The sequence below is a fragment of the Citricoccus sp. NR2 genome, from assembly GCF_027594385.1.
In the GTDB taxonomy this organism is placed as follows: domain Bacteria; phylum Actinomycetota; class Actinomycetes; order Actinomycetales; family Micrococcaceae; genus CmP2.
Map to the genome: position 1 here is coordinate 1,601,884 of NZ_CP115154.1, position 25,143 is coordinate 1,627,026.

Sequence of the window (25,143 nt, forward strand, 5' to 3'; positions counted from 1 at the left end):
GCCCGTTCTCAATTTCACATCCGTGTGAATCGCTGGTAAAGTCTTTCTTCGTTGCCCCGATAGCTCAGTGGTAGAGCGCAGTCTTGGTAAGACTGAGGTCCCGGGATCGATTCCCGGTCGGGGCTCTGAAATGAAGAGCCCGCGCGCATCCCGCGCGGGCATTTCATTTCGTGGCGGTGTAGCTCAGCTGGTTAGAGCGCACGACTCATAATCGTGAGGTCGCGGGATCGAGTCCCGCCACCGCTACCAGGCGAAATGAAGCCCCGGATCGCATCAGTGGTCCGGGGCTTTTCTTTGCCGAAACTCCGGGCGGGTCCCCACATTGGTGCCCCCATTACTGCCCCCGGTCGCCTAAAGAACAAGCCCTGCGCCAGCGCCCGTGTTCCGAGTAACCGTGGCAGGTGAATACGGTTTGGGCATCAACGGGCCGACGAGACTGTTCCAGCGGTAGCGTAAACGTTCCTCCCGGCCGAGCAGGGAGCCGAGCGCCTGCAATACACGATTGATCAATACCTGCCCAAGTGGCGCCGCGATCAGAGCCTGGACCGTACCGCGGCAGCGACCTCGGTGAGCAGGCTGAGCGTGGGGTCCAGCCGCGTGTGAGGCAGGCGCGCCGACGGCGCCACCACGCTGAGTGCGGCCACCGTGCGTTGGTGGGAGTCCTTCAGGGGAACACTGATCGCTGAGATGCCTTCGGTGCTCTCCTCGCGAGAAAAGGCATAGCCCCGGTCCCGGCATCGCCTCAGCTCCTTGAGCAGGGTCGCCAGATCGGTCGCGGTGTGCGAGGTGAGTGGCTTCAGGCCCTCCGGGAACAGGTCGATCAGCTCCTGCCGGTCCAGCTGCGCCAGCTGGATCTTTCCACCGGCAGTGGCGTAGGCGGGCATCCGTGCACCGACTCTCGGGCTCGCCCGGAGGGTGCGGGCGGACTCCACGCCGTCGACGAACTCGATATGGTCACCCATCAGCCGCGACAGCGAGACCGATTCAAGGGTCGCTTCGGCTACCTGGTCCATGTACGGTTTCATGATCCTCCGCAGCGTCAGGAGGTCGCCGCCGTACCCGCGACGGTCGATGAGCTTGGCGCCGGGTCGGTAGATCTTGCTGGCCGGAGCCTGAACCAATTACTGGCGATAGGCCAGCGTAGCCAACAGGCGGTGGGCGCTGGACGGCGAGATCGACAGCTCTTCGGAGACCTTCCGCGAGATGCTCACCTCCTCGCCCGAGGACGATCCCGGCCTGCACCGCCTGATGGGCTACTACGCCCTCGGCGACTCAGAGCGTCCCCAGTTCATTCGCCGACGGATGACGGATACCGAATCGATCCGGCTGGAGGAGATGGCGGCCGCGGGCATCGATCACCAGATCCTGTCGCTGACCTCGCCGGGCGTCAATCCGCTGCCAGCGCAGCTGGCGACGGAGATCTCGGAGCTGTCGAACGATCGTCACGCCGAGATCGTCCAGAAGAACCCGACCAAGTTCTCCGGTCTGGCAGCGGTGCCGTTCACGGCTGCGGACGCCGGAGCCACGGAGCTGGAACGGGCGGTCCGCCAGCTCGGGCTTAAAGGCGCGATCCTGAACTCCCATGTCCGGGACGCGTATACCGACCGTCCAGAGTTCTTCAGCTTCTATGAGGCCGCCGAGGCTCTCGACGTGCCGGGCTACCTGCACCCCAACGCGCCGTCTGCGCGCTTGTTGGGACCGTTCCATGAGCGGGGATTGGACGGCTCCATCTATGGCTTCGGGGTGGAAACCGGACTGCACCTGTTACGGCTGATCGTCTCCGGCGTCTTCGAGCGCTTCCCGCGGCTGAAGATGGTGGTCGGCCATCTGGGAGAGGCCATCCCCCTCTGGATCAACCGCATCGACTACATGTATCAGCGCCAGATCGCCGGGGGCCGATACCAGCACGTGGCTCCGCTGCCGTTGAACCCTTCCGAATAATTGCGCCGCAACGTGTGGATCACCACCTCGGGGGTGAACTGGACCGACGAGGTGATGTTCACTCGCACCGTGATGGGAGCCGACCGGGTGATGTACGCGATGGACTACCCCTATCAGCACGAGCCCGACGAGGTGAGCTCCATGGACGCCCTGCCGATCTCTGACGACGAGAAGCATCGCTTCTTCGAGGGGATCGCTAAAGAAGTGTTCGGTCTCGACCTCGAATGACTCAGCACTGTTGAGAAGAGGCTCCCACAGCATCACGCTGTGGGAGCCTCTGCGCGCTGTAGGACCTCGCGAGTTGCCGACGGATTCGAGGCCGCCTCTGCTACACCCAGTTGATGCGGCGCAGGGCTTCGGTGCCCTTGCACGCGATGATGATGAAGTCGATCAGCCACCAGAGGCCGAGGGTAGCCCAGTTCAGCAGCAGTTTGGCAATGCCGAGGCCGACGTGGCCGAGGTACATGCGATCGATGCCCAGGTTGCCGAGGAAGAACGACAACAGAATGGTCGCCACAAAACTCTTCGGCGGGGTGCTGTACTGCATGCCGGAGTTCGTTGCGGGGTGCTGGTACGGGTGCGGGGAGTAGCTCATCCACTGTCCTTGCTCGTTCGTCGAAGCCCCCACCAGGGGTGGGCCCCAGAGTTTCGCTCTGCGACCTGTAGCCCACCAGTGGGAAGGGGGATTCCCACGTCGCCCACATTACAGGGGGAGGGAGCCCGTTTCATCCTGTGTGGGTCCGTTCTATGGATGATTTCTTGGGTGAGATGATCCTACTCGCGGGGGAAGCGGGCTGGTCGACAATCTTCTAGGCTCAATCTCAGACAACGACGACGTCTGTATGGCAGGCGAGACTGAAGGAGCCCCGATGACATCCGATCCGCACTCAGCACCGGTGGAGGCTTCACCGGCCTCGACGTCGATTCGGTCAAACAAGGCGGCCCCGCTGTCCTACCGCAAGGCCATGATTGCCGGCGTGCTCGCGGCGGGAATCGGCATCGGCGGAGTCTGGATGGCTGCGGCGGCCCCCTCTCTCTTCGGCGGTGATGGCGGCGGCGAGCTGCAGGTCGAGAGCATTCAAGACGCCAGCGACTCGGGAACCATCGATACCCAGTCGCCTGGGGTCAGCTATGTTGACACGGCTGGGGTTCTGCACGAGCCCACGGTCGCTGAAGGGCTGTCGGATGTGAACTTCTACGAGCCCACCCGGTTGGTGCTCTTCACCGAGCGCGGCGCGGCCTCGGATAACTTCAACGAACGTGTGCTGGCCTATATGCGCGCGAACCATCCGGAGTTGATCTCGGACGATGGACAGAAATGGGCTGACGGTGTGGTGATCATCGGCATCGATCCCGAAGGACGGCACATCGGCTCGTACTTCGGCGAAGACCGCAAAGTATCGATGGACATGCAGGAGGACATCCAGGAATCCGGGTTCGACGCCGCCCGTGAGGCCCGCTGGTCGGATGCGATGGTGGATGCTTCGGAGCGGGCCTCGGAGCTCGTCAACCGCCCGACGCTGGCGGCTCCGGGCCTGTGGGTCGCAGCAGGTGGCGCCGGGACTCTCGTGCTCGGCGGTGCGGCGGGTGTGTTCGGCGCCCGCACCCACAGACGACGCAAGACGCGCGATCTGATCGTCTCCGCTCAGGAGCACTACGCACAGGTGACCATGGATATGGAAGCCACCGAGCTTTCGGCGTCGACCATCCCCGAAGACACTCCCTACGGTGCGCGGATCCTGGAGCGGTTCCGCGTGTTCCATGATGACTATCTGAAGCTGCATGACGAGATCGACGCGCTCTCGGAGCTGACCCCAGAACAGCTGGGGGAGGCCGGGGTGCGCCAGCGGGCCAAGGACGCCGACGAGACGGCGTCGCTCCTGAACATGATGGACGACGTCATCGTCGACACGAACACGTTCCTCAACCGTCAGTCGGGCTGGGAACGGGCCTGGATGCGTCAGACGGAGCCGGTGCGCGAGGACCTGAACGCACTGAGCGAGTACACCGACTCAAAACTCTTTGATTCCTCGGCTCTGAAGAGCCAGGCCGTCACTCTCGGCGAATTCCAGCGGACCGCGCAGGCCGAACTCGAGGAGATCAGCGGTGGTGTGACCGAGGAAACGATCAGCCCAACCGAGGCGCTAGACCGGCTGGACGACATCCAGTCCCGCCTGTCGGAGCAACTGAAAACCTATTACGACGTGGCCGCTGCGGACTTCACCAAGACCTCGTCAGAGCGATCCGACATGGATCAAGAGATGGAGAAAGCGCAGTCACAGCGGCGCCGGCGCCTCACCATTCTGGACTCGTCCTACTCGGGCGGGGTGAATCCGTACTGGACTGCTATCGCGTTTAGCCACGGCTACACCTCGGGCACCAGCTCGGTGGAGTCCTCTCGCTCCTCGTCATCGAGCGGTTCCTCGTCCGGCTACGGCGCCGGCGGTGGCAGCTTCTCCGGCGCCGGGTCGTCGTCTCGGTTCTAGCACTCTTCTAAAGGACCAGAGACGCAACCCAACCAGCGCCCAGCAGGGGCAGGTTGAAGTGCAGGAAGGTCGGGATCACGGAGTCGCGGATGTGATCGTGCTGGCCGTCTGCGTTCAGACCAGCGGTAGGGCCCAGCGTGGAGTCTGATGCGGGCGAGCCGGCATCGCCGAGGGCACCGGCGGTGCCGATGATCGAGACGGTCGCCAACGGCGAGAAGCCCAGGGCAAGACACAGTGGCACGTAAATGGTGGTGATGATGGGCAGAGTCGAGAACGACGAACCGATGCCCATGGTCACCAACAGGCCGACCGCCAACATGGCAAAGGCTGCCATCGGCTTGTTGTGCCCGAAGATCGACTCCGTGGCGGTCACCAGGTTCGCCACGTCGCCGGTCTCGGCCATCACCGCGGCGAATCCCTGTGCGGTGATCATGATGAACCCGATCATCGCCATCATGCGCATGCCTTGGGTGAAAACATCATCCGCCGCCCGCCATCGCACCGCGCCGGTCACCAGGAAGATCGCGAGCCCGACCAAGGTGCCGAGCAACAAGCCATCTGCTTCGGAACCGGAGAGGGTGAGCGCCAGCTGGATGCCGAAGCAGCACAGGATTGCCACCACGGAGACGATCATCCGGTAGCGCGAGGACTCCTCGGGCTGTCCCACGTTGCCGGAGACTAGGGGCAGGTCGGCGTAGTCGCGCGGCTTGCGATAGCTGACGAACACCGCGACGAGCAGGCCGGCCATCATGCCCAATGCGGGGATGCCCATCGCATCCATCACGTTGATGCCCTCGGTCTCCATGCCGGCTGAGGCGATGTTGCCCATCAGGATGTCTTCGAGGAAGATCTTGCCGAATCCCAGCGGGATGTACATGTAGGTGGTGACCAGGCCGAAGGTGAGAATGCAAGCGATGAGTCGGCGGTCGATGCGCAGCTGATTCATCACGCTCAACAGCGGTGGGATCAGCAGCGGGATGAACGCGATGTGTACGGGGATCAGGTTCTGGCTGGCCACCGACATCAGCAGCACGCCACCGGCCAGGGCGTATTTGGTCACCGTCACCGTCCGGTCCGAGGCCCGCTCAGACGAGGAATCCAGCCGGCGGATCAGAGAGTTGGCCAGTGCCTGAGGCAGACCGGAGGACGCCACCGCCATGGCGAAAGCGCCCAATAGTCCGTAACTCAGGGCAATCTTGGCGCCGTCACCCAGCCCACCCTGGAAGGCGAGCATGGTGGCGTCCAAGCCTAGCCCGGCGACGAGGCCGCCGGCGACAGCTCCGATGAACAGGGCGATGACCACATGGACGCGGCTGAGAGCGAGGCCCAGCATGACAAGAACGGCGATGACGACGGAATTCACCGATTCAGCATAGGCGAGAATATATACCCACCACGATCGGCTGACCAGATGAGACAACAGAAGAGGCGACAGGTGAGACACTAGAGGCATGGGCAACACGTCATTCACCACCCCGTGGGACACCGGATCACAGACCTACCGTCGGCTGCTGCTGACCGGAATGGCACTGATCGGTGTGGGCGTGCTGCTGGCCATTGTCGGCGCCGTGGCCCAGATGCTGCCGGTCTCCTGGGTGGCGCTCAGCCTGATTGGCGCCGGCCTGGTGGTGCACGTGTGCGCCCAGGTGATCCGTTTCCGCGACGCGCGTCGTCGAGAGCGGGCCCGCACGCAACGCTGACCCCGGCGCACTAAGCTGGTGAACACGAGGCCCGAGCCCGATCATTTTTCGACGGAAGGACGCTCTGCGATGAGCATCGATCCCGCTGTGCAGTCGCGCAGCTATCCGGCCACCGCGCCGTACCAAGTGGGACGTGAGGCGATCCGCCACTTCGCCACCGCGGTGAAGAACAACCACCCGTTCCACCATGACGTGGATGCCGCCCGCGCGGCCGGACACGCCGACCTGGTGGCCCCGCCGACCTTCCTGGTCAGCCTGGCCCAACGCGCCGAGGCTGCTGTTATTGCCGACCCGGAGGTGGGCATCGACTTCTCCCGCGTGCTGCACGCCGATGAGCGTTTCACCCACCATCGCCCCGTGGTCGCCGGCGACGAACTGGTGGCCGCAGCCACCATTGCCTCCGTGAAGGCGCTCGGCGGCAACTCGATGATCACCACCCAAGTGGAGGTCACCACCGTCGCCGGTGAGGATGTGGCCACGGTGTATTCCACCCTGCTGATGCGCGCACCCGACACCGAGGAGGGGAACTGATGAGCATTGCACTGACGGACCTGACCAAGGGTGACGTGGTCTCCACGACGACGATCGAGCTCAACCGCGCCGATTTGGTGCGTTACGCCGGGGCCTCCGGTGACTTCAACCCGATCCACTGGTCCGAGTCCACCGCCCGCGGTGTGGACCTGCCCGGGGTGATTGCGCATGGCATGCTCACCATGGGCACCGCCGTCGACATCGTGTCCCAGTGGTGCGGGGATCCCAGCCGGATTCTTGACTACCAGACCCGCTTCACCGCCATGGTGCCGGTGGCCGACACGACGCCGGAATCGAACCCGGCGGATCCTTTCGGCGACGACGCCGTGCCCGGTGCCCGACTCGAGGTGAAAGCCACCGTGGGAGCGATTAACGAGGAGCAGGGCACCGCACGAATCGACCTGGCGGTCATCAACCCCGATGCCGAGAACGCCCGGGTGCTGACCAAGGCGCAGGTGCTGGTGCGTCTGTGAGCACGCAGGTGAACACCGAAGCCCTGGCCGCGCACACCACCTCGCGGGTCGGCGGCCCGGCGCAGGCGTGGGTGGTGGCCGACACCGAAAAACAGATCGTGGAGGCCATCCGTGCGGCAGACCAGGCCGACACCCCGGTGTTGGTGCTTGGCGGCGGGTCTAATATTCTGGCCGCAGACGCCGGGTTCCCGGGCACTGTGGTGCGCTTGGCCACCACCGGCATCAGCACCGAGGAACTGACCGAGGATTCCGGTCAGCCCCGGGTGCGCGTGACGGTGGCTGCCGGTCATGTGTGGGACGACGTCGTGGCGTGGACCGTGGACCAAGGGCTCACCGGACTGGAAGCGCTCTCCGGGATTCCTGGCTGTGCCGGGGCGACACCGGTGCAGAACGTGGGCGCTTATGGGGCCGATGTCGCCCAGACCCTGCACCAGATCCGGGCGCTGGACCGCGCCACCGGGGAGGTCGTGGAGCTGAGCAACGCGGAGCTGGAGTTCGGGTACCGCGATTCGATCATTAAGCGCACGCTGGCCGATGCTGCTACTGACCCGCGCGCGGCCACTCCGCGCTGGGTGGTGCTCTCCGTCGAGTTCGACCTACGTCGCAGCGGGTCGGAGGCGCCCGTGCGCTATGCGCAGTTGGCCCGCGCACTGGGCGTGGAGGAGGGCGAGCACGCCAGCCTGCAGGCGGTGCGCGATCACGTCTTGCAGCTGCGCGCCGGTAAGGGGATGGTGCTCGACGCGGACGACCACGACACCTGGTCTACCGGTTCGTTCTTCACCAACCCGATTGTGCCGGCGGCTCTGCGGGCGCATCTGCCCGACACCGCACCGGCCTTCGGTGCGGGGGAGGACCCGGAGTCGGGTGAGGCGCTGGTAAAGCTTTCGGCGGCCTGGCTGATTGAGCACGCAGGATTCCCGCGCGGTTTCGGCACTGACCTGGTCGAAGGGCGGGCGTCCCTGTCCACGAAGCACACCCTCGCGTTGACCAACCGAGGGCAGGCCTGTACCGAGGACCTGATCACGGTGGCCCGCGCGGTGCGTGACGGCGTGCAGGGGGCCTGGGGAATCGAACTCACCCCGGAACCGGTGCTGCTAGGCTGTTCGCTCTAGCGAGTTTCGAGGGGTCTAGAGGTTGCCGGTGGCGATCAGCAGCATGCGGCGCACCGGCTCGGCGGCACCCCAGAGCAGCTGGTCGCCCACGGTGAAGGCGGAGATGTACTCCGGGCCCATCGCCAGCTTGCGCACCCGGCCCACGGGGATGGTGAGGCTACCGGAGGCGGCCACCGGGGTGAGGGCCTCCATGGTGGCTTCCTTGGTGTTGGGCACCAGCTGGACCCACTGATTATCCTCGGCAATGATCTGCTCGATCTCGTCGACCGGCACATCCTGATTGAGCTTCAGGGTCAGCGCCTGGGAGTGGCTGCGCAGCGCGCCAATGCGTACGCACAGGGAATCCAGGGGGATCACCATCTCGCCGGTGTTGCCCAGGATCTTGTTCGTCTCGACCCCGGCCTTCCACTCCTCGCGGGAGGTGCCGTTGCCCAGATCCGAGTCGATCCACGGAATCAGGGAGCCGGCCAGGGGCACCTGGAACTGGGTGGTGTCCATGGAGCCGTCGCGCTGAGCGGTGAGGACTTTACGGTCGATTTCCAGGATTGCCGACGACGGGTCAGCCAGCTCCTCGGCCACCACATCGTTGAGGGAGCCGAAACCGGAGAGCAGCTCACGCATGTGGCGGGCGCCGCCACCGGAAGCCGCCTGGTAGGTCATGGAGGTGCCCCACTCGATCAGCCCACGGCGGAACAGTCCGCCCAGGCCCATCAGCATGGTGGAGACGGTGCAGTTGCCGCCCACGAACTCCTTGACCCCGGAGGCGAGTCCGGCGTCGATGACGTCGCGGTTCACCGGGTCGAGCACGATGATGGAGGAATCCTCCATCCGGAGCGTGGAGGCGGCGTCAATCCAGAGTCCGTCCCAGCCGGCGGCACGCAGTCGCGGGTACACCTCTTTGGTGTAGTCCCCGCCCTGGGTGGTGAGAATGATCGGCAACGAGGCCAGGGTGTCGATGTCGAAGGCGTCGCGCAGGGTGTCGTCCGGGTCCACTCCGGGAAGGGCGGGAACCGGGCCGCCGGCGTTGGAGGTGGAGAAGAACACCGGGTTAATCTTGGCGAAGTCGCCTTCTTCCACCATGCGTTGCAGCAGCACGGAGCCGACCATGCCGCGCCAGCCGACCAAGCCCACGGTCTGGGTGGCGGCGGTATCAGCGGGGTTGAGGGTCTGAGTCTCGGGGGCAGCCTGTGAAGTCATGGCCCCCATTCTACGCGGGACGCGGCGCGGCTTCAGCGAGTTTCGTCACGAGCGCGCTTGCGCCGGGTGTAAGCCCACAGTCCGCCGGCCACGAAGATCTGGGCCAGCACCAGGATGAACAGCACCCCGATGATCAGATGACCCTGCAGGATGAACACCAGGCCCATGCCCGCACACACCAGAGCGAGAACGGGGCAGGCGATCAGGGCCAGGAAGGTGATGGACTGCTGGTCCAAGAGTCCGGACGTGCGTTGCGGTTCAGTCATCGTTGTTCTCCACTCGTTCCCAGCGTTCGTAGCGGTATTCTAGACCCTCGCGGGAGCGGACCCAGCCTTCGGCCGGTTCCACGCGGGTGCGCTGCCAGGACTCATCGAGCTCGGGGGCGTAGGTGTCGCCCTCGGGCTCCGCATTGATGAGGGTGCGTTCCACCACGGTGGCGACGTCGAGCGCTTGCTCGTAGATGGAGGACCCGCCGATCACCCACACCTGGTCCAGCCCGTCGGACTCCAAGGCGGCGTTGAGTCCCGACTGAAAATCGGGCACGACCACGGCGCCGGCGGCTTGCTGGGTGGCGATCTCGTCGTCCATGGTCAGGGTGCGGGAGACCACGATGTTGGTGCGATCCGGCAGCGGCCGGAACTGTTCGGGGAAGGACTCCCAGGTGCGGCGCCCCATCACCACCGGGTGGTTCACGGTCAGCTCACGGAAATGACGCAGGTCCTCGGGCAGGTGCCAGGGCATGGTGCCATCGCGCCCGATCACCCCGTTGAGCCCCTGGGCCCAAATCATGCCCACGCGGATGGTCGGTTCGTCGTCAGGGTTCATGCTGCTGTGTTCAGTCCTCGGGTTGGCGTCAGGTGGGATGAGATCGGGAGTCAGGGCAGAGAAGCCGCGCTCAGACGGCGACCGGTGCCTTGATGGTGGGGTGGTGCTGGTAGTCCACGAGCTCGAAGTCCTCAAACTCGTAGCTGAAGAGGTCCTCCGGGGTGCGGGTGAACCGTAGCTTTGGGTACGGGTAGGGATCGCGGGAGAGCTGTTCGCGCACCTGGTCCTCGTGGTTGGAGTAGATGTGCACGTCCCCGCCGGTCCACACGAACTCCCCGGGCTTCAGCCCCAGCTGGTGGGCAAACATCAGGGTGAGCAGTGAGTACTGGGCGATGTTGAAGGGCACGCCCAAGAACATGTCGGCGGAGCGCTGGTAGAGCTGGCAGGACAGGGTGCCGGGTTCGCCGTCTGCGCCGGGGGCCACATAGAACTGGAACAGGGCGTGGCAGGGCGGTAGCGCCATGTCGTCCACTTCGGCCGGATTCCACGCGGTGACCAGGTGGCGCCGGGAATCGGGGGAGGTGCGCAGCTGCTCGAGGACCCGGGCGATCTGGTCCACGTGGGCGCCGCTGGGGGTCGGCCAGGACCGCCACTGCACCCCGTAGACGGGTCCGAGGTCGCCGTTCTCGTCGGCCCATTCATCCCAGATGCTCACGCCGCGCTCCTGGAGCCAGCGCACATTGGAGTCCCCACGCAAAAACCACAGCAGTTCGTACACGATGGACTTGAAATGCACCCGCTTGGTGGTGATCAGCGGGAACGATGCGGAGAGGTCGAACCGCAGCTGGCGCCCGAAGACACTGCGGGTGCCGGTGCCGGTGCGATCGGTTTTCACGGAGCCTTCGGTCAGCACCTCAGCAAGCAGATCTTCATAAGGGGTAGGAATAGTCACGGTCATGATCAACGAGCCACCAGGTCCTGATATTCCGGGTAGCGCTGCAGGAAGTCAGCGACGTAGCTGCACTCGGGGCTGATGCGGGCTTCTTCCTCCCGCAACCGGTCCAGGACCACCGTGACCAGGGCGCGGGCGTAGCCGCGGCGGGAGAACTGCTCGTCGATGATGGTGTGCTGCAACCGGTAGACCGGTCCGATGTGCCCGGAGGCGTCCTCGGCGTCGTCCACGGTGTAGCCGAGGAACCCGATGAACTGCGGGGCGGCGGCGGACTCCCCTTCGGTGCCGGGGTGATCCTGCCACAGCTCGAAGCGGGCGCGGTCGGCGTCGTGCTCGATGCGGATGTGCTCGTGGACGATTTTCGGTGCGGGCGTCATGTCTTTGAGCTTATCGAATCGGGGCGCCGGCTGGGTAGGGGATCATCCGTCGTAGGCGTCGTACACCTCGATGGCGACGATCCACCCCTCCCGGTCCACCGACTGGTGGGCCACGATGACTCCGCCCGGTCGCAGATACGGGTCGGCGGTGGGCAGGGCGCGGAGGATGGCCTGGTGGCGCTCGCTGGTGGTGGCGGCGTCGAGAGTCCAGGCACGCAACTGTTGCAGGGCCAGCGGCAGCACGGGCCGGTGCATGCACACGAGCTGTGGGCGCCCCCGATCGAGCAGTCCGGCGATCTCGCGGCCGGCCCGCTTCGGGTTTTTCCCGGCCTTCTTTTCGGTGAGCGCGCTGATCTCCTTCAGCGACCGCTTGGTGCTCTGCACATAGGGAGCCACTGTTTCGACGCAGCGCCGCCAGGGGGAGGACGCGATCTTGACGGGCTTCCAGGCCTGAAGCAGGGCGCGCACGGCCAAAGCCTGACGACGTCCGGTGGCAGCGAGCGGGCGTTCGCCTTCCGCCCGGGTCCAGGAGGAGCGAGGCTTGGCTTTGGCATGGCGCAGCACTACGAACGGGGTGGTGCGCAGTCGTCGCTCGGCGTGGGCCTGTTCCAGGGCCTCCAGGGGGAGCACATCACCGTCATTGGTGAGCTTGCGGCGGGCCTTCTTCGGGCTGACCCAGGCCACCTTGTCTACCTCGCCGTGGTCCGGGGTGGGTTCCTGTTTGGTGACTTCCGCGGCCCAGTACCAGACCTCTTTGGAAGCCCCGGACTTCAGGGTGTAGTGGGTCACCGGCAGCGGGATGCCGAGCCGGATGTCGAGGCCGATCTCCTCGCGGGTTTCGCGGACCGCGCACTCGGGCAGGGTTTCGCCGTCGTCGAGCTTGCCCTTGGGCCAGGACCAGTCGTTATAGCGGGGGCGGTGAATGATCAGCACCTCCAGTTCGCCTGCCCGGACGCGCCAGGGCAGCACCCCGGCCGCGAGCACGGTGGCGCGCGGAGCTTCATCCCACAGGTGCTCGGCGGAGCGGGCGGCGGTCAGACCCGGGTAGGTGGACGCAGTAGTCGGCATGGTGCGGATGCCTCTCCTCGGTGCGAACGGTGCTGATGGCGAGCGTGTCCCGGCCTCGGGGCGGGATTCAGACGGTGGAGGTGACTGCGCCGACGAAGAGGACGTCGGTTTCGTCGATGGTAAAGCCCAGGGAACGGTACAGGGCCACGGCGGGGGCGTTGTCTGCATCAACATACAACACGATGCGCTCCAGATTCTGCTCCGCTAGGTGGTTCAGCCCGCGGGCGGTGAGCACGCGTCCGAGTCCACTGCCTTGGGCCTGGGGGTGGACGCCGACGGCGTAGACCTCGCCGTCGGTGGAGCCCACCGGGATCTTCGTCCAGTGGAAGCCGGCGAAGGCGCCCTCGAGACGGGGGTCCTCCGCGACGAAGAAGCCGGCCGCCGAGAACCAGTCTTCGCCCTGACGTTCGCGTAGGTCCTCCTGGGTGAGCCGGCCCTGCTCAGGGTGGTCGGCGAAGGCCGCGGCGTTGGTGGCCAGCCAGGCTGAATCGTCCTGGCCGGGCACAAATTCCCGCACCGTGATCCCCTCGGGTGCGGTGTCGTCCCAGTGTGTGGAGGTGGCTGTGGGGTGTGGCGTGGAGAGCGGCAGGGCCATCTTCCAGAGTTCGCGGGCCGGGGTCAGCCCGGTGGTGGCGGCGAGGTGTCGGGCGGCTGGGTGGTCGCCGTGGGCCCAGGCGCTGAGTGCGGCGTCGGGGTGGTGCTCGGTGAGGTGGCTGCGCAGTTCTTGGACCAAGCCGGTGCCGTGGCCGCGGCCCCGGTGGTTGGGGTGGATCAGCATCTCGATCAGCAGTGGTTCGGATTCGGTGCCGGCCCCAGAGAGGGATGCGGCGCCGAGGAGCACCGTGTTGTCGCCATCGTTGTCGCCGTCGTGGTGATCGGTGTTGTTACCGGGGAGCGTGAACAGCCGGGCGGTGCCGCGGCGCAGTTCCACCCAGGTTTGATCGGAGAACGCCGGTTGACCATCGGTTTCTTGGCCGGCCGCGGCCAGCCGAGACAGGGCGTCGAGCATCTCGGTCGCAGGGGGATCGGTGAGCTCGGAGGAACGGGAAGAAGCGTCGCTCATGACTCCACTGTAACGCCGTCATCAGTACCGGTGGCCAGCGCCTCGGCGCGTTGGCCTTCGCGCGGGGCGAACCGGTAGCCCACGTTGCGCACCGTGCCGATGAGTTGTTCGTGATCGGAACCCAGCTTGGCCCGCAGTCGACGCACGTGCACATCAACGGTGCGGGTGCCGCCGTAATAGTCGTATCCCCACACCCGGTGCAGCAGCTCCTCGCGGGTGAACACCCGGCCCGGGGCGGCCACCAGGAACTTCAGCAGTTCGAACTCTTTGTAGGTCAGGTTCATCGGCTGCCCGTTGACCTTGGCGGTGTAGGTGGATTCGTCCACGGTCACCCCGGAAGCGCGTAGCTGGGTGGTCGGACCGGCCAGCTGTGCCACCGTGGCGGCCCGTTCCAGGGCGATGCGCAGTCGGGCGCTGATTTCAGTGGGCCCGGCGGAGACGAGCAGGAAATCCGCGATCGGCCACTCGGAGCTCATCGCCGCCAGCCCGCCCTCGGTCACGATCGGCACCACCGGGGTGGTCTCGGCGGTCTGCCGGGCCAGGCGGGTCACGTTGCGGGCGCCGGTGAGATCGGTGCGGGCATCGATGAGCAGCAGGTCGACGTCGTCGACGTCACGCAGTGCGGCCGATGAGAAGGGGCGCACGGTGATGTGGTGGGAGAGGAACTCGAGGGCCGGAAGCGCTGCTCCCGGGGTGGTGGCCTGGGGCGAGAGCATCAACAAGCGAGCCATCGTTCTCCTTCGGCGGGCGGGGGTGGGAACGCCCAGGCTTCAGTATAGAACGACGTTGGAGTGGGCCGGGGTGTCGCGGGTTCTGAACGGAAGCGCAACACCTAGAGTGTGAGTGTTCAGATCACCACCGAAAGGTATTGCGCTTCCTTGTCCACACACTATCGCCACCTCTCCCTCGATGACCGAATCCAGATTGAGATTCTCTCCGAGCGGGGCGTCTCCCGCGCCGAGATCGCCCGCAGGATCGGTGTGCATCGCTCGACCATCACGCGGGAATTGAGCCGGGGCTCCTGGCAGCCCGAACACGATCACGCGAACCTCCGCCCCTACCTCCGCAACAAACTCGATACTCGTACCCCGCACCAGCGTCTCTACCTCGCTGGGCAAGCGCACCTCCAATCCCAGGCCAGGGCTGCGCGTTCTCACCAGCCCTATCGCATGGAACACGACCCACTCGTTCACTGGGTGATCAGCCACCTGCGTCGTGGCTGGACACCGGAAGAGATCGCGGGACGCCTCGGGGCCCAGTTCCCTGACGATCCCCGCATGCGGGCCTCACCTGAGACCCTATACGCGTGGATCTACTCGCCCAACCAGGCACATCGCGAGCTCTGGCAGTACCTGGAACGAGGGCAGAAGAAACGCCGCAGGATCAAGGGGCGTAACGTGCAGACCGAACGCATCAAGCACCGGGTCTCGATCCATGACCGGCCTGTCGAGATCGAGTCCCGGGAAGAGTTCGGACATTGGGAATCCGATAGCGTCCTCGGGGCCCGGGGTACTGGAGCACTCCACACCAGCGTTGAGCGAACCAGCCGCTACTACGTCGCGATCAAGATCCCCCAGGTCGCAGCCGCACCCACCCTGCATGCGCAACTCGACTATTACCAGGGGCTACCCGCGCACGCGGTCAAATCGATCACGGTCGATAACGGCAGCGAGTTCGCCCACCACCACCAGCTCGCGGACACCATCGGGGTACCCACCTATTTCTGTGACCCGTACAGCGCGTTCCAGCGGGGCAGCAACGAGCACTTCAACCGGCGTATCCGCCGGTATCTTCCGAAAGGCACCAGCTTCACAGATCTCACCCAAGAAGAACTCGACGAATACGTGTGGGAGATCAATAATCGGCCCCGGAAAATCCTCGACTGGGCAACCCCGGCAGAGATCTTTGACGAGCTATCATTGACCTAACTCACCGGGTGTTGCACTCCAAACTAAAATCCGGGTGTTGAGACGCGCCGGGAATTGTGCGCAGAACCATGCAAAGATGGAACGGTGAGACTCCCGGCCCTGGCATTTAGTTCGGTGGCCGCTGCCGTGTTGTTGATGGTGGCGGCGTCCATTCCGCCCGCGATGGCGCGCTGGGCGGTGCCCGCGGTGCTGACCGGGTTGTTGCTGATCTTTGCCTGGGGGTGGCCCCGGCTGCTGGGGGCGCCGTCGCGCCGCTCGCTCAGTGCGACCATCGCGGTGCCCGCGGTCGTCGTCGTGTGGGCCGTCACCCTGTTAGAGGACCGGTGGAACTTCTCCAATGAGGTCATGCTGGGCGATCGCCCGGATTTGTGGCTGGCACCGGTGGCTGCGGCGACCGCGCTGGGCACCATGGTCGGATTCGTGGTGCAGGTGCTGCGCGGCCAGGGGCGCCCATTCCGGCTGGAATCCACCGCCTCCACGGTGACCGGTGTGGCGATTGGTACTTCTGCTTCGGCCTGGGCGCTGCTGATCCGCACCCAGACCGATGCGGTGACCGCCTGGTTCGAAACCGGGGCCGACCTCGGGGCGCTGACCCCCACCGGAGGGGTGTCCGAGATCCCGGTGCTCACGGTGTCTTTGCTCACCGGCACGGTGGCGGCTGCGCTGATCGGGCTACTCCCGACCACCCTGCCCGTGCGAGTCTTCGTGATGGTGGTGGTGGCCGGCGCGCTACCCCTAGGGGTGTATTCCGGGCTGAACCAGGGGGAGATCCACTATGTGGCCACACTCGCCGTGGCCGGGGTGCTCAGTGGTGCCCTCGTCGGGCTGATCCGCGCCGCCGTCGAGCAGGAGCAAGACGTGCAGGCCATGACGTTGATCGACGACGCCTCGACCCTGGTGGCCGATGAGCCACTCACCGCCAAGGCTGCTTCGGGTGCCCGGCGCGGGGAACTGATTGCCACACTGAGCCTGGGGGCCGCGCCCGTGTTGGTCAGCGGCATGGTGCTCTACTTCACGCTCTGGGTGGTTCCGCCGTTAGGATAAGGCCATGAGTAGCGCATCCACACAGCAACCGGCCACCGAGGCTTACACCGTCGCCCTCGAAGACGGTGGAGATGACGTGATTGAACGCGCCTTTCGCTTCATCGGCGGGGTGCTCACCTCGGCCCTGGGCGGGCGCGGACAGGACGTCATCGGTGAATCCGTGGTGGTGCGCCGCCGCTCCGATCGAGCCTCTCAGCTGCGTATTGATGTGCCGGATGAGTCCGCCGGGGAGCAGATCCTGGAGCTGATCGCCGCGGACCTGGAGGCCATGACCGCCCCGGAGTTCGCCGAGGAATGGTTGCACGCCGAACACGAGGGGCGTCACGTCGGTCCTTCATGATCGGTGGGGTGCGTTCGCGTGCAGTAGACTGAAGCCATGTCACTTCTCGCACTCGAAATCTTCTTCCTGGTCCTGCTGGGTCTGGCCGGACTGGCCATGGCCGCCTTCGCCGTGCTCGTGGTTGCCGGCCTGTTCAAGGGCCAGCAGTAACCCCACCCCTGCGGATTCCACTGCATTATGGCGACTGAGTTACCGTACGATCTCATTCCCGAGCTCGCCCCGCTCTCGTGGGTGCTCGGCTCCTGGGAGGGCCAGGGCCGGCTGGGCTCCGGTGAGGACGACGACCAGATCTTCTACCAGCGCGTGGACTTCACCGAACAGGGCCTGCCATTTATCGAATACCGGGCCGAATCGTGGATCTGTGAAGCCGACGGTACCCTGGTGCGTCCGCTGACCACCGAGTCCGGATTCTGGTCGCTGGATCGCGATCGGCACGACGCCGATGTTGGCCCCGGGCTCTCGCCCGCCGATGTGGTGCCCGCCTACCGCTCCGCCGAAGACGTGGAAGCCTTGCGCGCCTCGGAAGACAGCTTCCCCATCACCGCGACCATCACCCACCCCGGCTCCTTGTCTGAGCTGTACTACGGTCGGGTGCGCGGCCCGCAGATTCAGCTGATTTCCGATGCCGTGATGCGCGGACCGCTGGCCGGGGAATACCACTCGGCGAGCCGGATTTTCGGCCTGGTCAACACCCAGTTGTTCTGGCGCTGGGATGTGGCCGCCACGGAGGGGGCGGAGAAAGAAGCCCACGCCTCCGCCATCCTGGACCGACTGCCATCCCTCACCGATGGCCGCCTGGCCCCGGGCACCCCGCACACGCCGGGCAAGAAGGACGCCTGAATGAGCGCAGACGCGCGACCCACCCCGATTCTCGGTAGCGGTATCGACGCACCCGTGGCCGCCCACTACGGCCAACCCCACGCCGAGCAGCGTGCCCTGGAGCAGGGCACCGCCGTCGTGGACCTTTCCCACCGCGGGGTCGTGGGCGTGACCGGGCCCGACCGGCTGAGCTGGCTGCACGTGCTCACCAGTCAGGATGTGGCCTCGCTGCGCCCCGGTGTGTCCACCGAAATGCTGTTCTTGGATTTGCGCGGCCGGCTCGAATATGATGTCGCCCTCGTGGACGACGGCGCCACTGCCTGGCTGATCGTTGAACCCGGGTTGAACACCGGGCTGACGGAATGGCTGAATTCGATGCGGTTCGCCTCCCGGGTGGAGGTTACCGACCGCACGGACGATATTGCGGTGATTGGTTCCACCGCCGAGGTCCCTGGCTGGGGGGCCAGCGACGGCGCACTGAGCGTACACGCCGTCTGGGAGGACCCGTGGCCGGCGATCGCCCCCGGCGGCTTCCCCTACAGTGCCGCACCCGACCCGGAAGATCACCCCGGGGCCGACTGGTCGTGGCGGCTGTATCTGATGAGTCGTGCCGAACTGGACCGTCTGTCGGAGGTGTTGCCGCAGGGTTGGCGACTGGCCGGCACCCTGAGCTCGGAGGCGCTGCGGATCGCCGCTGCCCGACCCCGCCAGTTGGTGGACACCGATGAGCGCTCGATTCCGCACGAACTGGATTTGTTGCGCACCGCGGTGCACCTGACGAAGGGCTGCTACAAGGGCCAGGAAACGGTGGCACGCGTGCACAACCTGGGCCACCCGCCGCGCCGGCTGGTGCAGCTGATGCTTGACGGGTCGATGCACGGCCTTCCCGAGCCCGGCTCCGAGCTGGTGGTGCGCGACCCAGACGCTGACGAAGCCGCCCTGGCCGGCGCGCGTAGCGTCGGCACCGTGACCTCGGTGGCACACCACCACGAGATGGGTCCGATCGGTCTGGCCATTCTCAAGCGCACCGTGGATCCGGAAGCAGAATTGGTGGTTCGGCAGAAGGATGCCGAGGGTGCGGTCACCGAGCTGGTGGCGGCGAGCCAGCAGGTGCTGGTCTCACCCGATGCCGGCAATATCGTGGGTCGTCCGCAGGGCGATTTCCTGCGCGGAGCCCGCCGGCACCTCTAGGCCGAAGCCCGCCCCGCATCTAGTCCAGTAGCACCGTGGTTTGCGAACCGGAGAGCACGAAGCCGAGCCGGTCGGCCAGGCGTTCTGCGGCCCGGTGCCCCATGGGCGCCCGCCATTGCGGGATCAACCCGGCGGCGAAGGCCTCATCCATGGTGACCGCGGTGGCATAGGAGCCCAGGCCCCGTAACCGTAAGTCGGGGTGCACCAGGGTCGAAATCCCAGCCACCAGGTTTTCCCACTCTTCAAACCCGGAAGCAGCGACAGCCTCGCCGGTGGGGGTGCCCTGCCCGTCGTCGGGTACCAGGGCCACCGTGGAGTCCAGATGTGAGATGGCGGCGGCGGTGACGTCGTCGGCGGGGCAGGCCCGTTCCAGGGCGTCGACGTCGTCGCGCTCGAAGGAGACCGCCAGGGTGGTCGAGGGCTCGACCTGCGGTGAATCGTCGGCGTAGTACAGCGTGGTCTCGCCGAGGGACCGGGCCGCTCCGGGGAGGTCTCCGTAGTCAGTGGCCAGCCGAATCAGCGTAGATTCCACCGCCAAAACCTCATCGTGGACGGGGCGGGCGGCTTCCACCAGCCACCGCGGACCGTAGACGACGGACACAGAGAAGAGCCGCAGGAAAGTGGCGATGTGCCCGTCGTCTCCGGCATCGGTGCGGTCAAGGTCGTCGGTGATGATTTCCACGCGCTGAGTTCCGCCGCGTTCGGCGGCGTCGAGGAGGAGGTGGTCATCGAGCCCGAAGCTGCGACTCCACGCGAGCAGCACCACCTGGCGGAGGTGCTGGGTGAGTTCAGCGGCCAAAGAGCACCTTCGCTTCCTCGTAGCGGTGCGCGGGGACTTCTTTGAGCCCATCGAGCGCCTCGGCGAGATCGACCTGAACGATTTCGGTGCCCTTCAGCGACACCATCCGGCCGTAGCGGCCCGCGTGGATGAGGTCGACGGCACCCATGCCGAACCGGGTGGAGAGCACCCGGTCGAACCCGGTGGGTGCACCTCCGCGCTGGATGTGGCCGAGCACGGTAGAGCGGGACTCCACACCGGTCATGTCCTCGATAGTGCGAGTCACCCATTCCCCGATGCCGCCCAGACGCGGTCGCCCGGAGGCTTCGACGCCGGCTTCGGCCAGGGGATCATCGTGGCCCTCGGGGATGAAGCCCTCGGCGACGACGACGAGCGGTGATCGACCGCGTTCGTGGACCTGCTTCACCCACTGGCAGATCTGTTCCATGGGGGTGCGGACCTCGGGGATGAGGATGGCGTGGGCACCGGCGGCCATGCCGGAGTGCAGGGCGATCCAGCCGACGTGGCGGCCCATAACTTCGGCGACCATGCAACGGTGGTGAGATTCGCCGGTGGTGCGGAGCCGGTCCATGGCGTCCGTGGCGATGGAGACGGCGGTGTCGAAGCCGAAGGTATAGTCGGTGCCGCGTAGGTCGTTGTCGATGGTTTTGGGTACGCCGACGAGCGGAATACCGTCGTCGTAGAGCCGTTTGGCGCCGGCGAGGGTGCCTTCACCGCCGATGGCGACCAGGGCGTCCAATCCGAGCTGGCTCATGTTGTGTTTGATGATGTCGGGGCCCCCGCCCTCGGCGTTGTAGGGGTGTGTGCGCGAGGTGCCGAGGATGGTGCCACCGGTGCGGGCGAGGCCGCGGACCACCTGGCGGGGCAAATCCATGACGTTGCGGTCGATCAGCCCCTGCCAGCCGTTGCGGATGCCGACGAATTCGTAGTCATAGGTTTTGATTCCGTGGAGCACGGCGGAACGGATGACGGCGTTGAGTCCGGGGCAGTCGCCGCCGCTGGTCAGCAGGCCGATGCGCATGTGAATCCCTTCGTGGCGAGGTGGAGGTGCAACACATTCTCAGGCTAGTCGGGTGTGGGCCCGGGGAAGAATAGTTGCGTTGCGCCGGTTGCGTCGCCGCGGCGGGGGCGCCCAGGTCGGACGTCCCCGCCACGATAGTCGTGTGACGGACCCGGTGATGTGGTTACTCGGAGAGCAGCGCCTTGATCCGGTCGACACCCTCGGCCAGATCCTCGTCGCCGAGTGCGTACGACAGTCTCAGGTAGCCGGAGGGGCCAAAGGCCTCACCTGGAACGACAGCCACTTCGGCTTCTTCCAGGATGATCTCGGCCAGCTCGGCCGACGAGTTCGCCGTGCGACCGCGGATGTCCTTGCCGAGAGCCGCCTGGACATCCACATAGGCATAGAACGCGCCCTTCGGGGTGGGGCAGGTGAATCCCGGAATCTCGTTGAGCAGAGCGACCATCGTCTTGCGCCGCCGGTCGAAGGCTTCGCGCATCTCATGGACCGCGTCCAGTGACCCGGTCACGGCAGCCAGGGCGGCCCGCTGCGAGACATTGGCCACGTTGGAGGTGGCATGCGACTGCAGGTTGGTGGCTGCCTTGATGATGTCCTGCGGCCCGATCATCCAACCGACCCGCCAGCCCGTCATCGCGTACGTCTTGGCCACCCCATTGAGGATCACCGTCTGATCCGCCAGCTCAGGAACGGCCTTCAGGATGGAGGTGAACGGCATCTCGTCGTAGGTGAGGTGCTCGTAGATTTCGTCGGTGACCACCCAGAGACCCCGCTCGGCGGCCCAGCGGCCCACGGCAGCCGTCTCCTCCGGGGTATAGACGGCGCCAGTGGGATTGGAGGGAGAGACGAACAACAAGACCTTGGTCTTCTCGGTCACCGCCGCATCCAACTGGTCGAGGCTGACCTTGTACTCGGCCTCGGCGCCGGCGAAAACCTCCACGGGAACACCGCCGGCCAGGCGGATTGCCTCGGGGTAGGTGGTCCAGTACGGTGCCGGGACCAGCACTTCGTCCTGTGGGTCCAACAAAGCAGCGAAGGCGTTGTAGACGGCTTGTTTACCACCGTTGGTCACCAGCACGTGGGCGGGATCGACCTCGATGCCCGAATCGCGCAGCGTTTTCTCCGCGATGGCCTTCTTCAGTTCCGGAAGCCCGCTGGCGGCGGTGTAGCGGTGGTTCTTGGGGTCCTGGGCTGCTGCTACGGCGGCATCGACAATGTAGTCCGGAGTCGCGAAGTCCGGCTCGCCCGCGCCGAAACCGATCACCGGCCGCCCTTGAGCCTTGAGTTCCTTCGCCTTGGCGGTGACGGCGAGTGTGGCTGATTCTGAAATCGCACCGAGCCGTTGGGAGACGCGGCGGTGGGGGGCAACCATGCGGAAACGGTCCTCCTGAGGTAGGGAAGCAGTGGCTAGGTTCCAGAGTAGTCCCATGTCGGTCCCCTGCCTACGGTCTTGACATCGCTCCTGTGGTGCGGCGGTGAACACCGTGGCTATCCTGGACTATCACCGTGCTCCACGTCGTGAACTTGTCGAAACGCTCACCCGCACCGTAGACTTGTCTCTCGGTGTTCAGCACCCTTACGGGGTGTGCTCGGATAACCCGAAGGGCAGTGGCGCAATTGGTAGCGCAACGGTCTCCAAAACCGTAGGTTGCAGGTTCGAGTCCTGTCTGCCCTGCGCAGGAGGTTCACGGAATACCGGAACCGCCGGCAGAACGATCAGCGATCAAGTGAGGGTACGTGTCTGAGGTAGTAGCCCAAAATGGTGGCCACGACGGCTCCGGCAAGCCTCAGAAGCGCGGCGTCTTCGGACGCCTCATGCTGTTCTTGCGGCAGGTGGTCGACGAACTTAAGAAAGTCGTTACCCCCACTCGTGAGGAACTGATCAAGATGACGGGTGTCGTCTTGGTCTTCGTGGTCATCGTCGTTCTGCTGGTGACGGGCCTCGATTGGCTCTTCGGCACGGGAGCGTCGTTCATCTTCGGTACTCCGGACGGACTCTGACGCCCACCTGGTGTCAGTGCCCCGAGCCGACCTGAACCGACGAGAGACCGTTACGACCGAACGTGCCAGACCGCGAGAAAGCAGGAACCCGTGTCCGAGCAGGAACTCGAACAGCAGAACATCGACGAGTCCACGGAACAGGCTGTCGAAGCTGACGTGACCGACGAGGTCCAGGCCGACGAAGCGCAGATCGACGACGTCGTCGAGCAGGCCGAGGCCCCTGTCGAGGACGCCGAGGTGTCCGAAGACGCTGCGGAATCCGAGACTGCTGAGGCCGAAGAGGCCGAAGAAGAGGTTCTCGACGAGGATCAGGTGGCCGAGCAGCTGCGTGCACGTCTGCGCCGCCAGCCCGGTGACTGGTACGTCATCCACACCTACGCCGGCTACGAGCGTCGCGTGAAGTCGAACCTGGAGACCCGTCTTCAGACCTTCGACATGGAAGACAACATCTACGAGATCGAGGTCCCCATGGAGGAGGCCGTCGAGATCAAGAACACCACCCGCAAGGTGGTCAACCGAGTGCGCATCCCCGGATACGTGCTCGTTCGCATGGACCTCAATGAAGAGGCCTGGGGCGTCGTTCGACACACCCCCGGTGTGACCGGCTTCGTGGGTAACGCCTACGATCCGTTCCCGCTCTCGCTGGACGAGGTCTATTCAATGCTGGCCCCGTCGGTGCTGCAGGAAGCCGCCAAGGCTGCCCAGTCCGAAGGGCGCCCCGCACCGAAGGGCACCGAGGAAGCAGCCCCGCAGGTTTCGGTTGACTTCGAGGTCGGCGAGTCCGTCATCGTCAAGGACGGCCCGTTCGAGTCGCTGCCGGCCACGATCTCCGAGGTCAAGGTCGAAGCACGCCAGCTGGTCGTGCTCGTGACGATCTTCGAGCGCGAAACCCCGGTGACGCTGGGCTTCCACGAGGTCAGCAAGATCCAGTAACTAAAGACTTCGTCGCTGCCGATTGCTTTGGTCGGCAGGCGACGGACCGGCTGCTGCGCCACAGCGGCCAACCCCCTGGCCCACGCTCCTGTGTCCCAGGGAAACCGAAGGTAGAAAAGGACCCAACATGGCCCCGAAGAAGAAGGTCTCTGGTCTGATCAAGCTGCAGATCGAAGCAGGTGCCGCTAACCCGGCTCCTCCGGTCGGTCCGGCGCTCGGCCAGCACGGCGTGAACATCATGGAGTTCTGCAAGGCGTACAACGCTGCCACAGAATCCCAGCGCGGCAACATCATCCCCGTGGAGATCACGGTCTACGAAGACCGTTCCTTCACGTTCGTCACCAAGACCCCTCCGGCCGCTCAGCTGATCAAGAAGGCAGCTGGCGTCGCGAAGGGCTCCTCCACCCCGCACACCGACAAGGTTGGCAAGCTGACCCAGGCTCAGTGTGAAGAGATCGCCCAGACCAAGATGGAAGATCTCAACGCCAACGACGTGCAGGCTGCCGCGAAGATCATCGCCGGCACAGCACGTTCCATGGGCATCACCGTCGAAGGCTGATTCCCCCTCACACCCATTCTGTGGCAGGGCCGAGCGCGGTCCGCAGACCACAACTGCACAAGGAGAACAAGCAGATGGCAAAGCGCAGCAAAGCATACAAGGCAGCCGCGGCAAAGATCGAAGATCGCCTCTACTCTCCGGCCGAGGCTATCGCCTTGGTCAAGGAGACCACCACCTCGAAGGCCAACCCCACCGTTGAGGTCGCCATGCGCCTCTCGGTTGACCCGCGTAAGGCCGACCAGATGGTGCGGGGCACCGTGAACCTGCCCCACGGCACTGGTAAGACTGCCCGCGTGGTCGTCTTCGCCACCGGCGACAAGGCCGCAGCCGCCGAGGCCGCAGGTGCCGACTTCGTCGGCTCCGACGACCTGGTCGCCAAGATTTCCGACGGCTGGACGGACTTCGACGCCGCCGTGGCCTCCCCTGAGATGATGGGCAAGGTGGGTCGCCTGGGTAAGATCCTGGGTCCCCGTAACCTGATGCCGAACCCGAAGACCGGTACCGTCACCCCCGACGTGGCCAAGGCTGTCACCGATATTAAAGGCGGCAAGATCGACTTCCGCGTCGATCGTCACGCCAACTTGCACTTCATCATCGGTAAGGTCAGCTTCGACGAGAAGCAGCTCACCGAGAACTACGCCGCCGCTCTGGAAGAGATCCTGCGTCTGAAGCCTTCGGCTTCCAAGGGTCGCTACATCCAGAAGGCCACCGTTTCGAGCACCTTCGGCCCGGGCATTGCCCTGGACCCGAACGTGACCCGTGTGGTCGGCGGCGAGGAGTAATCCTCACCATTCAAACCTCAAGGGCGCCCGACTCGTACGAGTTGGGCGCCCTTGGCGGTTAATC

Annotated in this window: 29 protein-coding genes, 3 tRNA genes and 1 pseudogene; 18 read left to right on the forward strand and 15 right to left on the reverse strand. The window is 65.4% G+C overall.

Annotated features, from left to right (window positions below):
- Positions 1-53 precede the first annotated feature (53 nt).
- Both O1A05_RS07525 and O1A05_RS07530 read left to right on the forward strand, forming a co-directional pair.
- Positions 54-125 (forward strand) — tRNA-Thr (locus O1A05_RS07525).
- Positions 126-172: 47 nt separating this feature from the next.
- A tRNA-Met gene (locus tag O1A05_RS07530) sits at positions 173-249 on the forward strand.
- A 284-nt stretch (positions 250-533) separates the two neighbouring features.
- On the opposite strand, the gene O1A05_RS07535 is transcribed toward O1A05_RS07530, so the two are convergent.
- Both O1A05_RS07535 and O1A05_RS07540 read right to left on the reverse strand, forming a co-directional pair.
- The gene (locus tag O1A05_RS07535) at positions 534-1,121 is read right to left on the reverse strand and encodes an IclR family transcriptional regulator (protein ID WP_270107412.1); all 588 of its coding nucleotides are present in this window, start codon (positions 1,119-1,121) and stop codon (positions 534-536) included.
- Positions 1,122-1,211, reverse strand: a complete 90-nt coding sequence (locus O1A05_RS07540) for a helix-turn-helix domain-containing protein (RefSeq protein WP_270107413.1) — start codon at positions 1,209-1,211, stop codon at positions 1,122-1,124.
- A gap of 124 nt (positions 1,212-1,335) precedes the next feature.
- On the opposite strand from O1A05_RS07540, the pseudogene O1A05_RS07545 reads away from it, so the two are divergent.
- Positions 1,336-2,169, forward strand: a pseudogene (locus O1A05_RS07545) (amidohydrolase family protein).
- Positions 2,170-2,269: 100 nt separating this feature from the next.
- Here O1A05_RS07545 and O1A05_RS07550 read toward each other — a convergent pair.
- Positions 2,270-2,536 (reverse strand): TM2 domain-containing protein, encoded by a 267-nt coding sequence (locus O1A05_RS07550; RefSeq protein WP_270107414.1) that lies wholly within the window; start codon positions 2,534-2,536, stop codon positions 2,270-2,272.
- 274 nt (positions 2,537-2,810) lie between these two features.
- On the opposite strand from O1A05_RS07550, the gene O1A05_RS07555 reads away from it, so the two are divergent.
- A complete protein-coding gene (locus O1A05_RS07555) occupies positions 2,811-4,427 on the forward strand; it encodes a DUF5129 domain-containing protein (protein ID WP_270107415.1) in 1,617 nt (538 codons plus the stop codon).
- A 7-nt stretch (positions 4,428-4,434) separates the two neighbouring features.
- Here O1A05_RS07555 and O1A05_RS07560 read toward each other — a convergent pair whose 3' ends face one another.
- A complete protein-coding gene (locus O1A05_RS07560) occupies positions 4,435-5,790 on the reverse strand; it encodes a Na+/H+ antiporter family protein (protein ID WP_270107416.1) in 1,356 nt (451 codons plus the stop codon).
- Between the two features lie 88 nt (positions 5,791-5,878).
- Here O1A05_RS07560 and O1A05_RS07565 point away from each other — a divergent pair, with 88 nt between their 5' ends.
- The 4 genes from O1A05_RS07565 to O1A05_RS07580 all read left to right on the forward strand — a co-directional run bounded on the left by O1A05_RS07565 (position 5,879) and on the right by O1A05_RS07580 (position 8,243).
- Entirely contained in the window at positions 5,879-6,127 is a 249-nt protein-coding gene (locus O1A05_RS07565; RefSeq protein ID WP_270107417.1) for a hypothetical protein, read from the forward strand.
- A gap of 69 nt (positions 6,128-6,196) precedes the next feature.
- Positions 6,197-6,658, forward strand: coding sequence for an FAS1-like dehydratase domain-containing protein (locus tag O1A05_RS07570; RefSeq protein ID WP_270107418.1), 462 nt, complete (start codon positions 6,197-6,199; stop codon positions 6,656-6,658).
- The gene (locus O1A05_RS07575) at positions 6,658-7,131 is read left to right on the forward strand and encodes a MaoC/PaaZ C-terminal domain-containing protein (protein ID WP_270107419.1); all 474 of its coding nucleotides are present in this window, start codon (positions 6,658-6,660) and stop codon (positions 7,129-7,131) included. The genes O1A05_RS07570 and O1A05_RS07575 overlap by 1 nt, the downstream gene beginning before the upstream one ends.
- Positions 7,128-8,243 (forward strand): UDP-N-acetylmuramate dehydrogenase, encoded by a 1,116-nt coding sequence (locus O1A05_RS07580; RefSeq protein ID WP_270107420.1) that lies wholly within the window; start codon positions 7,128-7,130, stop codon positions 8,241-8,243. Before O1A05_RS07575 ends, O1A05_RS07580 begins: the two co-directional genes overlap by 4 nt.
- Positions 8,244-8,258: 15 nt before the next feature.
- On the opposite strand, the gene asd is transcribed toward O1A05_RS07580, so the two are convergent.
- From asd to O1A05_RS07620, 8 genes are all read right to left on the reverse strand, one after another.
- The gene (gene asd, locus O1A05_RS07585; RefSeq protein WP_270107421.1) at positions 8,259-9,440 is read right to left on the reverse strand and encodes an aspartate-semialdehyde dehydrogenase; all 1,182 of its coding nucleotides are present in this window, start codon (positions 9,438-9,440) and stop codon (positions 8,259-8,261) included.
- A gap of 32 nt (positions 9,441-9,472) precedes the next feature.
- Complete coding sequence (locus tag O1A05_RS07590) at positions 9,473-9,706, reverse strand: NF038396 family protein (RefSeq protein ID WP_270107422.1); 234 nt, start codon at positions 9,704-9,706, stop codon at positions 9,473-9,475.
- Entirely contained in the window at positions 9,699-10,265 is a 567-nt protein-coding gene (locus O1A05_RS07595; protein ID WP_270107423.1) for a dihydrofolate reductase, read from the reverse strand. Before O1A05_RS07595 ends, O1A05_RS07590 begins: the two co-directional genes overlap by 8 nt.
- A 70-nt stretch (positions 10,266-10,335) precedes the next feature.
- A complete protein-coding gene (locus tag O1A05_RS07600) occupies positions 10,336-11,163 on the reverse strand; it encodes a thymidylate synthase (RefSeq protein ID WP_270107424.1) in 828 nt (275 codons plus the stop codon).
- 2 nt (positions 11,164-11,165) lie between these two features.
- A complete protein-coding gene (locus O1A05_RS07605; RefSeq protein ID WP_270107425.1) occupies positions 11,166-11,534 on the reverse strand; it encodes a GNAT family N-acetyltransferase in 369 nt (122 codons plus the stop codon).
- A 42-nt stretch (positions 11,535-11,576) separates the two neighbouring features.
- Positions 11,577-12,602: an NUDIX hydrolase gene (locus tag O1A05_RS07610; protein ID WP_270107426.1), complete on the reverse strand. Its 1,026-nt coding sequence runs from the start codon at positions 12,600-12,602 to the stop codon at positions 11,577-11,579.
- Between the two features lie 67 nt (positions 12,603-12,669).
- A complete protein-coding gene (gene mshD, locus O1A05_RS07615) occupies positions 12,670-13,665 on the reverse strand; it encodes a mycothiol synthase (protein WP_270107427.1) in 996 nt (331 codons plus the stop codon).
- Positions 13,662-14,396, reverse strand: coding sequence for a winged helix-turn-helix transcriptional regulator (locus O1A05_RS07620; RefSeq protein ID WP_270107428.1), 735 nt, complete (start codon positions 14,394-14,396; stop codon positions 13,662-13,664). Before O1A05_RS07620 ends, mshD begins: the two co-directional genes overlap by 4 nt.
- A 147-nt stretch (positions 14,397-14,543) precedes the next feature.
- Here O1A05_RS07620 and O1A05_RS07625 point away from each other — a divergent pair, with 147 nt between their 5' ends.
- From O1A05_RS07625 to ygfZ, 5 genes are all read left to right on the forward strand, one after another.
- On the forward strand, positions 14,544-15,593 hold the full coding sequence (locus tag O1A05_RS07625) for an IS30 family transposase (RefSeq protein WP_270106554.1): 1,050 nt from the start codon (positions 14,544-14,546) through the stop codon (positions 15,591-15,593).
- 84 nt (positions 15,594-15,677) lie between these two features.
- Positions 15,678-16,637, forward strand: a complete 960-nt coding sequence (locus O1A05_RS07630) for a hypothetical protein (protein ID WP_270107429.1) — start codon at positions 15,678-15,680, stop codon at positions 16,635-16,637.
- Positions 16,638-16,641: 4 nt separating this feature from the next.
- Entirely contained in the window at positions 16,642-16,977 is a 336-nt protein-coding gene (locus O1A05_RS07635) for a hypothetical protein (RefSeq protein ID WP_270107430.1), read from the forward strand.
- A gap of 177 nt (positions 16,978-17,154) precedes the next feature.
- Entirely contained in the window at positions 17,155-17,817 is a 663-nt protein-coding gene (locus O1A05_RS07640; RefSeq protein WP_270107431.1) for an FABP family protein, read from the forward strand.
- Positions 17,818-18,987 (forward strand): CAF17-like 4Fe-4S cluster assembly/insertion protein YgfZ, encoded by a 1,170-nt coding sequence (gene ygfZ / locus O1A05_RS07645; protein WP_270107432.1) that lies wholly within the window; start codon positions 17,818-17,820, stop codon positions 18,985-18,987. It begins immediately after the preceding gene.
- Between the two features lie 19 nt (positions 18,988-19,006).
- On the opposite strand, the gene O1A05_RS07650 is transcribed toward ygfZ, so the two are convergent.
- From O1A05_RS07650 to O1A05_RS07660, 3 genes are all read right to left on the reverse strand, one after another.
- Complete coding sequence (locus tag O1A05_RS07650) at positions 19,007-19,786, reverse strand: GNAT family N-acetyltransferase (protein WP_270107433.1); 780 nt, start codon at positions 19,784-19,786, stop codon at positions 19,007-19,009.
- Complete coding sequence (locus O1A05_RS07655; RefSeq protein WP_270107434.1) at positions 19,776-20,807, reverse strand: 6-phosphofructokinase; 1,032 nt, start codon at positions 20,805-20,807, stop codon at positions 19,776-19,778. The genes O1A05_RS07650 and O1A05_RS07655 overlap by 11 nt, the downstream gene beginning before the upstream one ends.
- A 163-nt stretch (positions 20,808-20,970) precedes the next feature.
- Positions 20,971-22,176 carry a pyridoxal phosphate-dependent aminotransferase gene (locus tag O1A05_RS07660; protein WP_270107435.1) on the reverse strand — a complete coding sequence of 402 codons (1,206 nt, stop codon included), beginning with the start codon at positions 22,174-22,176 and terminating at the stop codon, positions 20,971-20,973.
- A gap of 230 nt (positions 22,177-22,406) precedes the next feature.
- Here O1A05_RS07660 and O1A05_RS07665 point away from each other — a divergent pair.
- The 5 genes from O1A05_RS07665 (at position 22,407) to rplA (ending at position 25,079) form a co-directional block, all read left to right on the forward strand.
- Positions 22,407-22,479: transfer RNA gene (locus O1A05_RS07665), tRNA-Trp, on the forward strand.
- Between the two features lie 62 nt (positions 22,480-22,541).
- The gene (secE, locus tag O1A05_RS07670; RefSeq protein ID WP_270107436.1) at positions 22,542-22,805 is read left to right on the forward strand and encodes a preprotein translocase subunit SecE; all 264 of its coding nucleotides are present in this window, start codon (positions 22,542-22,544) and stop codon (positions 22,803-22,805) included.
- Positions 22,806-22,895: 90 nt separating this feature from the next.
- Positions 22,896-23,738, forward strand: a complete 843-nt coding sequence (gene nusG / locus O1A05_RS07675) for a transcription termination/antitermination protein NusG (RefSeq protein WP_270107437.1) — start codon at positions 22,896-22,898, stop codon at positions 23,736-23,738.
- A 127-nt stretch (positions 23,739-23,865) separates the two neighbouring features.
- Entirely contained in the window at positions 23,866-24,297 is a 432-nt protein-coding gene (gene rplK / locus O1A05_RS07680) for a 50S ribosomal protein L11 (RefSeq protein ID WP_270107438.1), read from the forward strand.
- A 74-nt stretch (positions 24,298-24,371) separates the two neighbouring features.
- A complete protein-coding gene (rplA, locus tag O1A05_RS07685) occupies positions 24,372-25,079 on the forward strand; it encodes a 50S ribosomal protein L1 (protein WP_270107439.1) in 708 nt (235 codons plus the stop codon).
- The last annotated feature ends 64 nt before the right edge of the window (positions 25,080-25,143 follow it).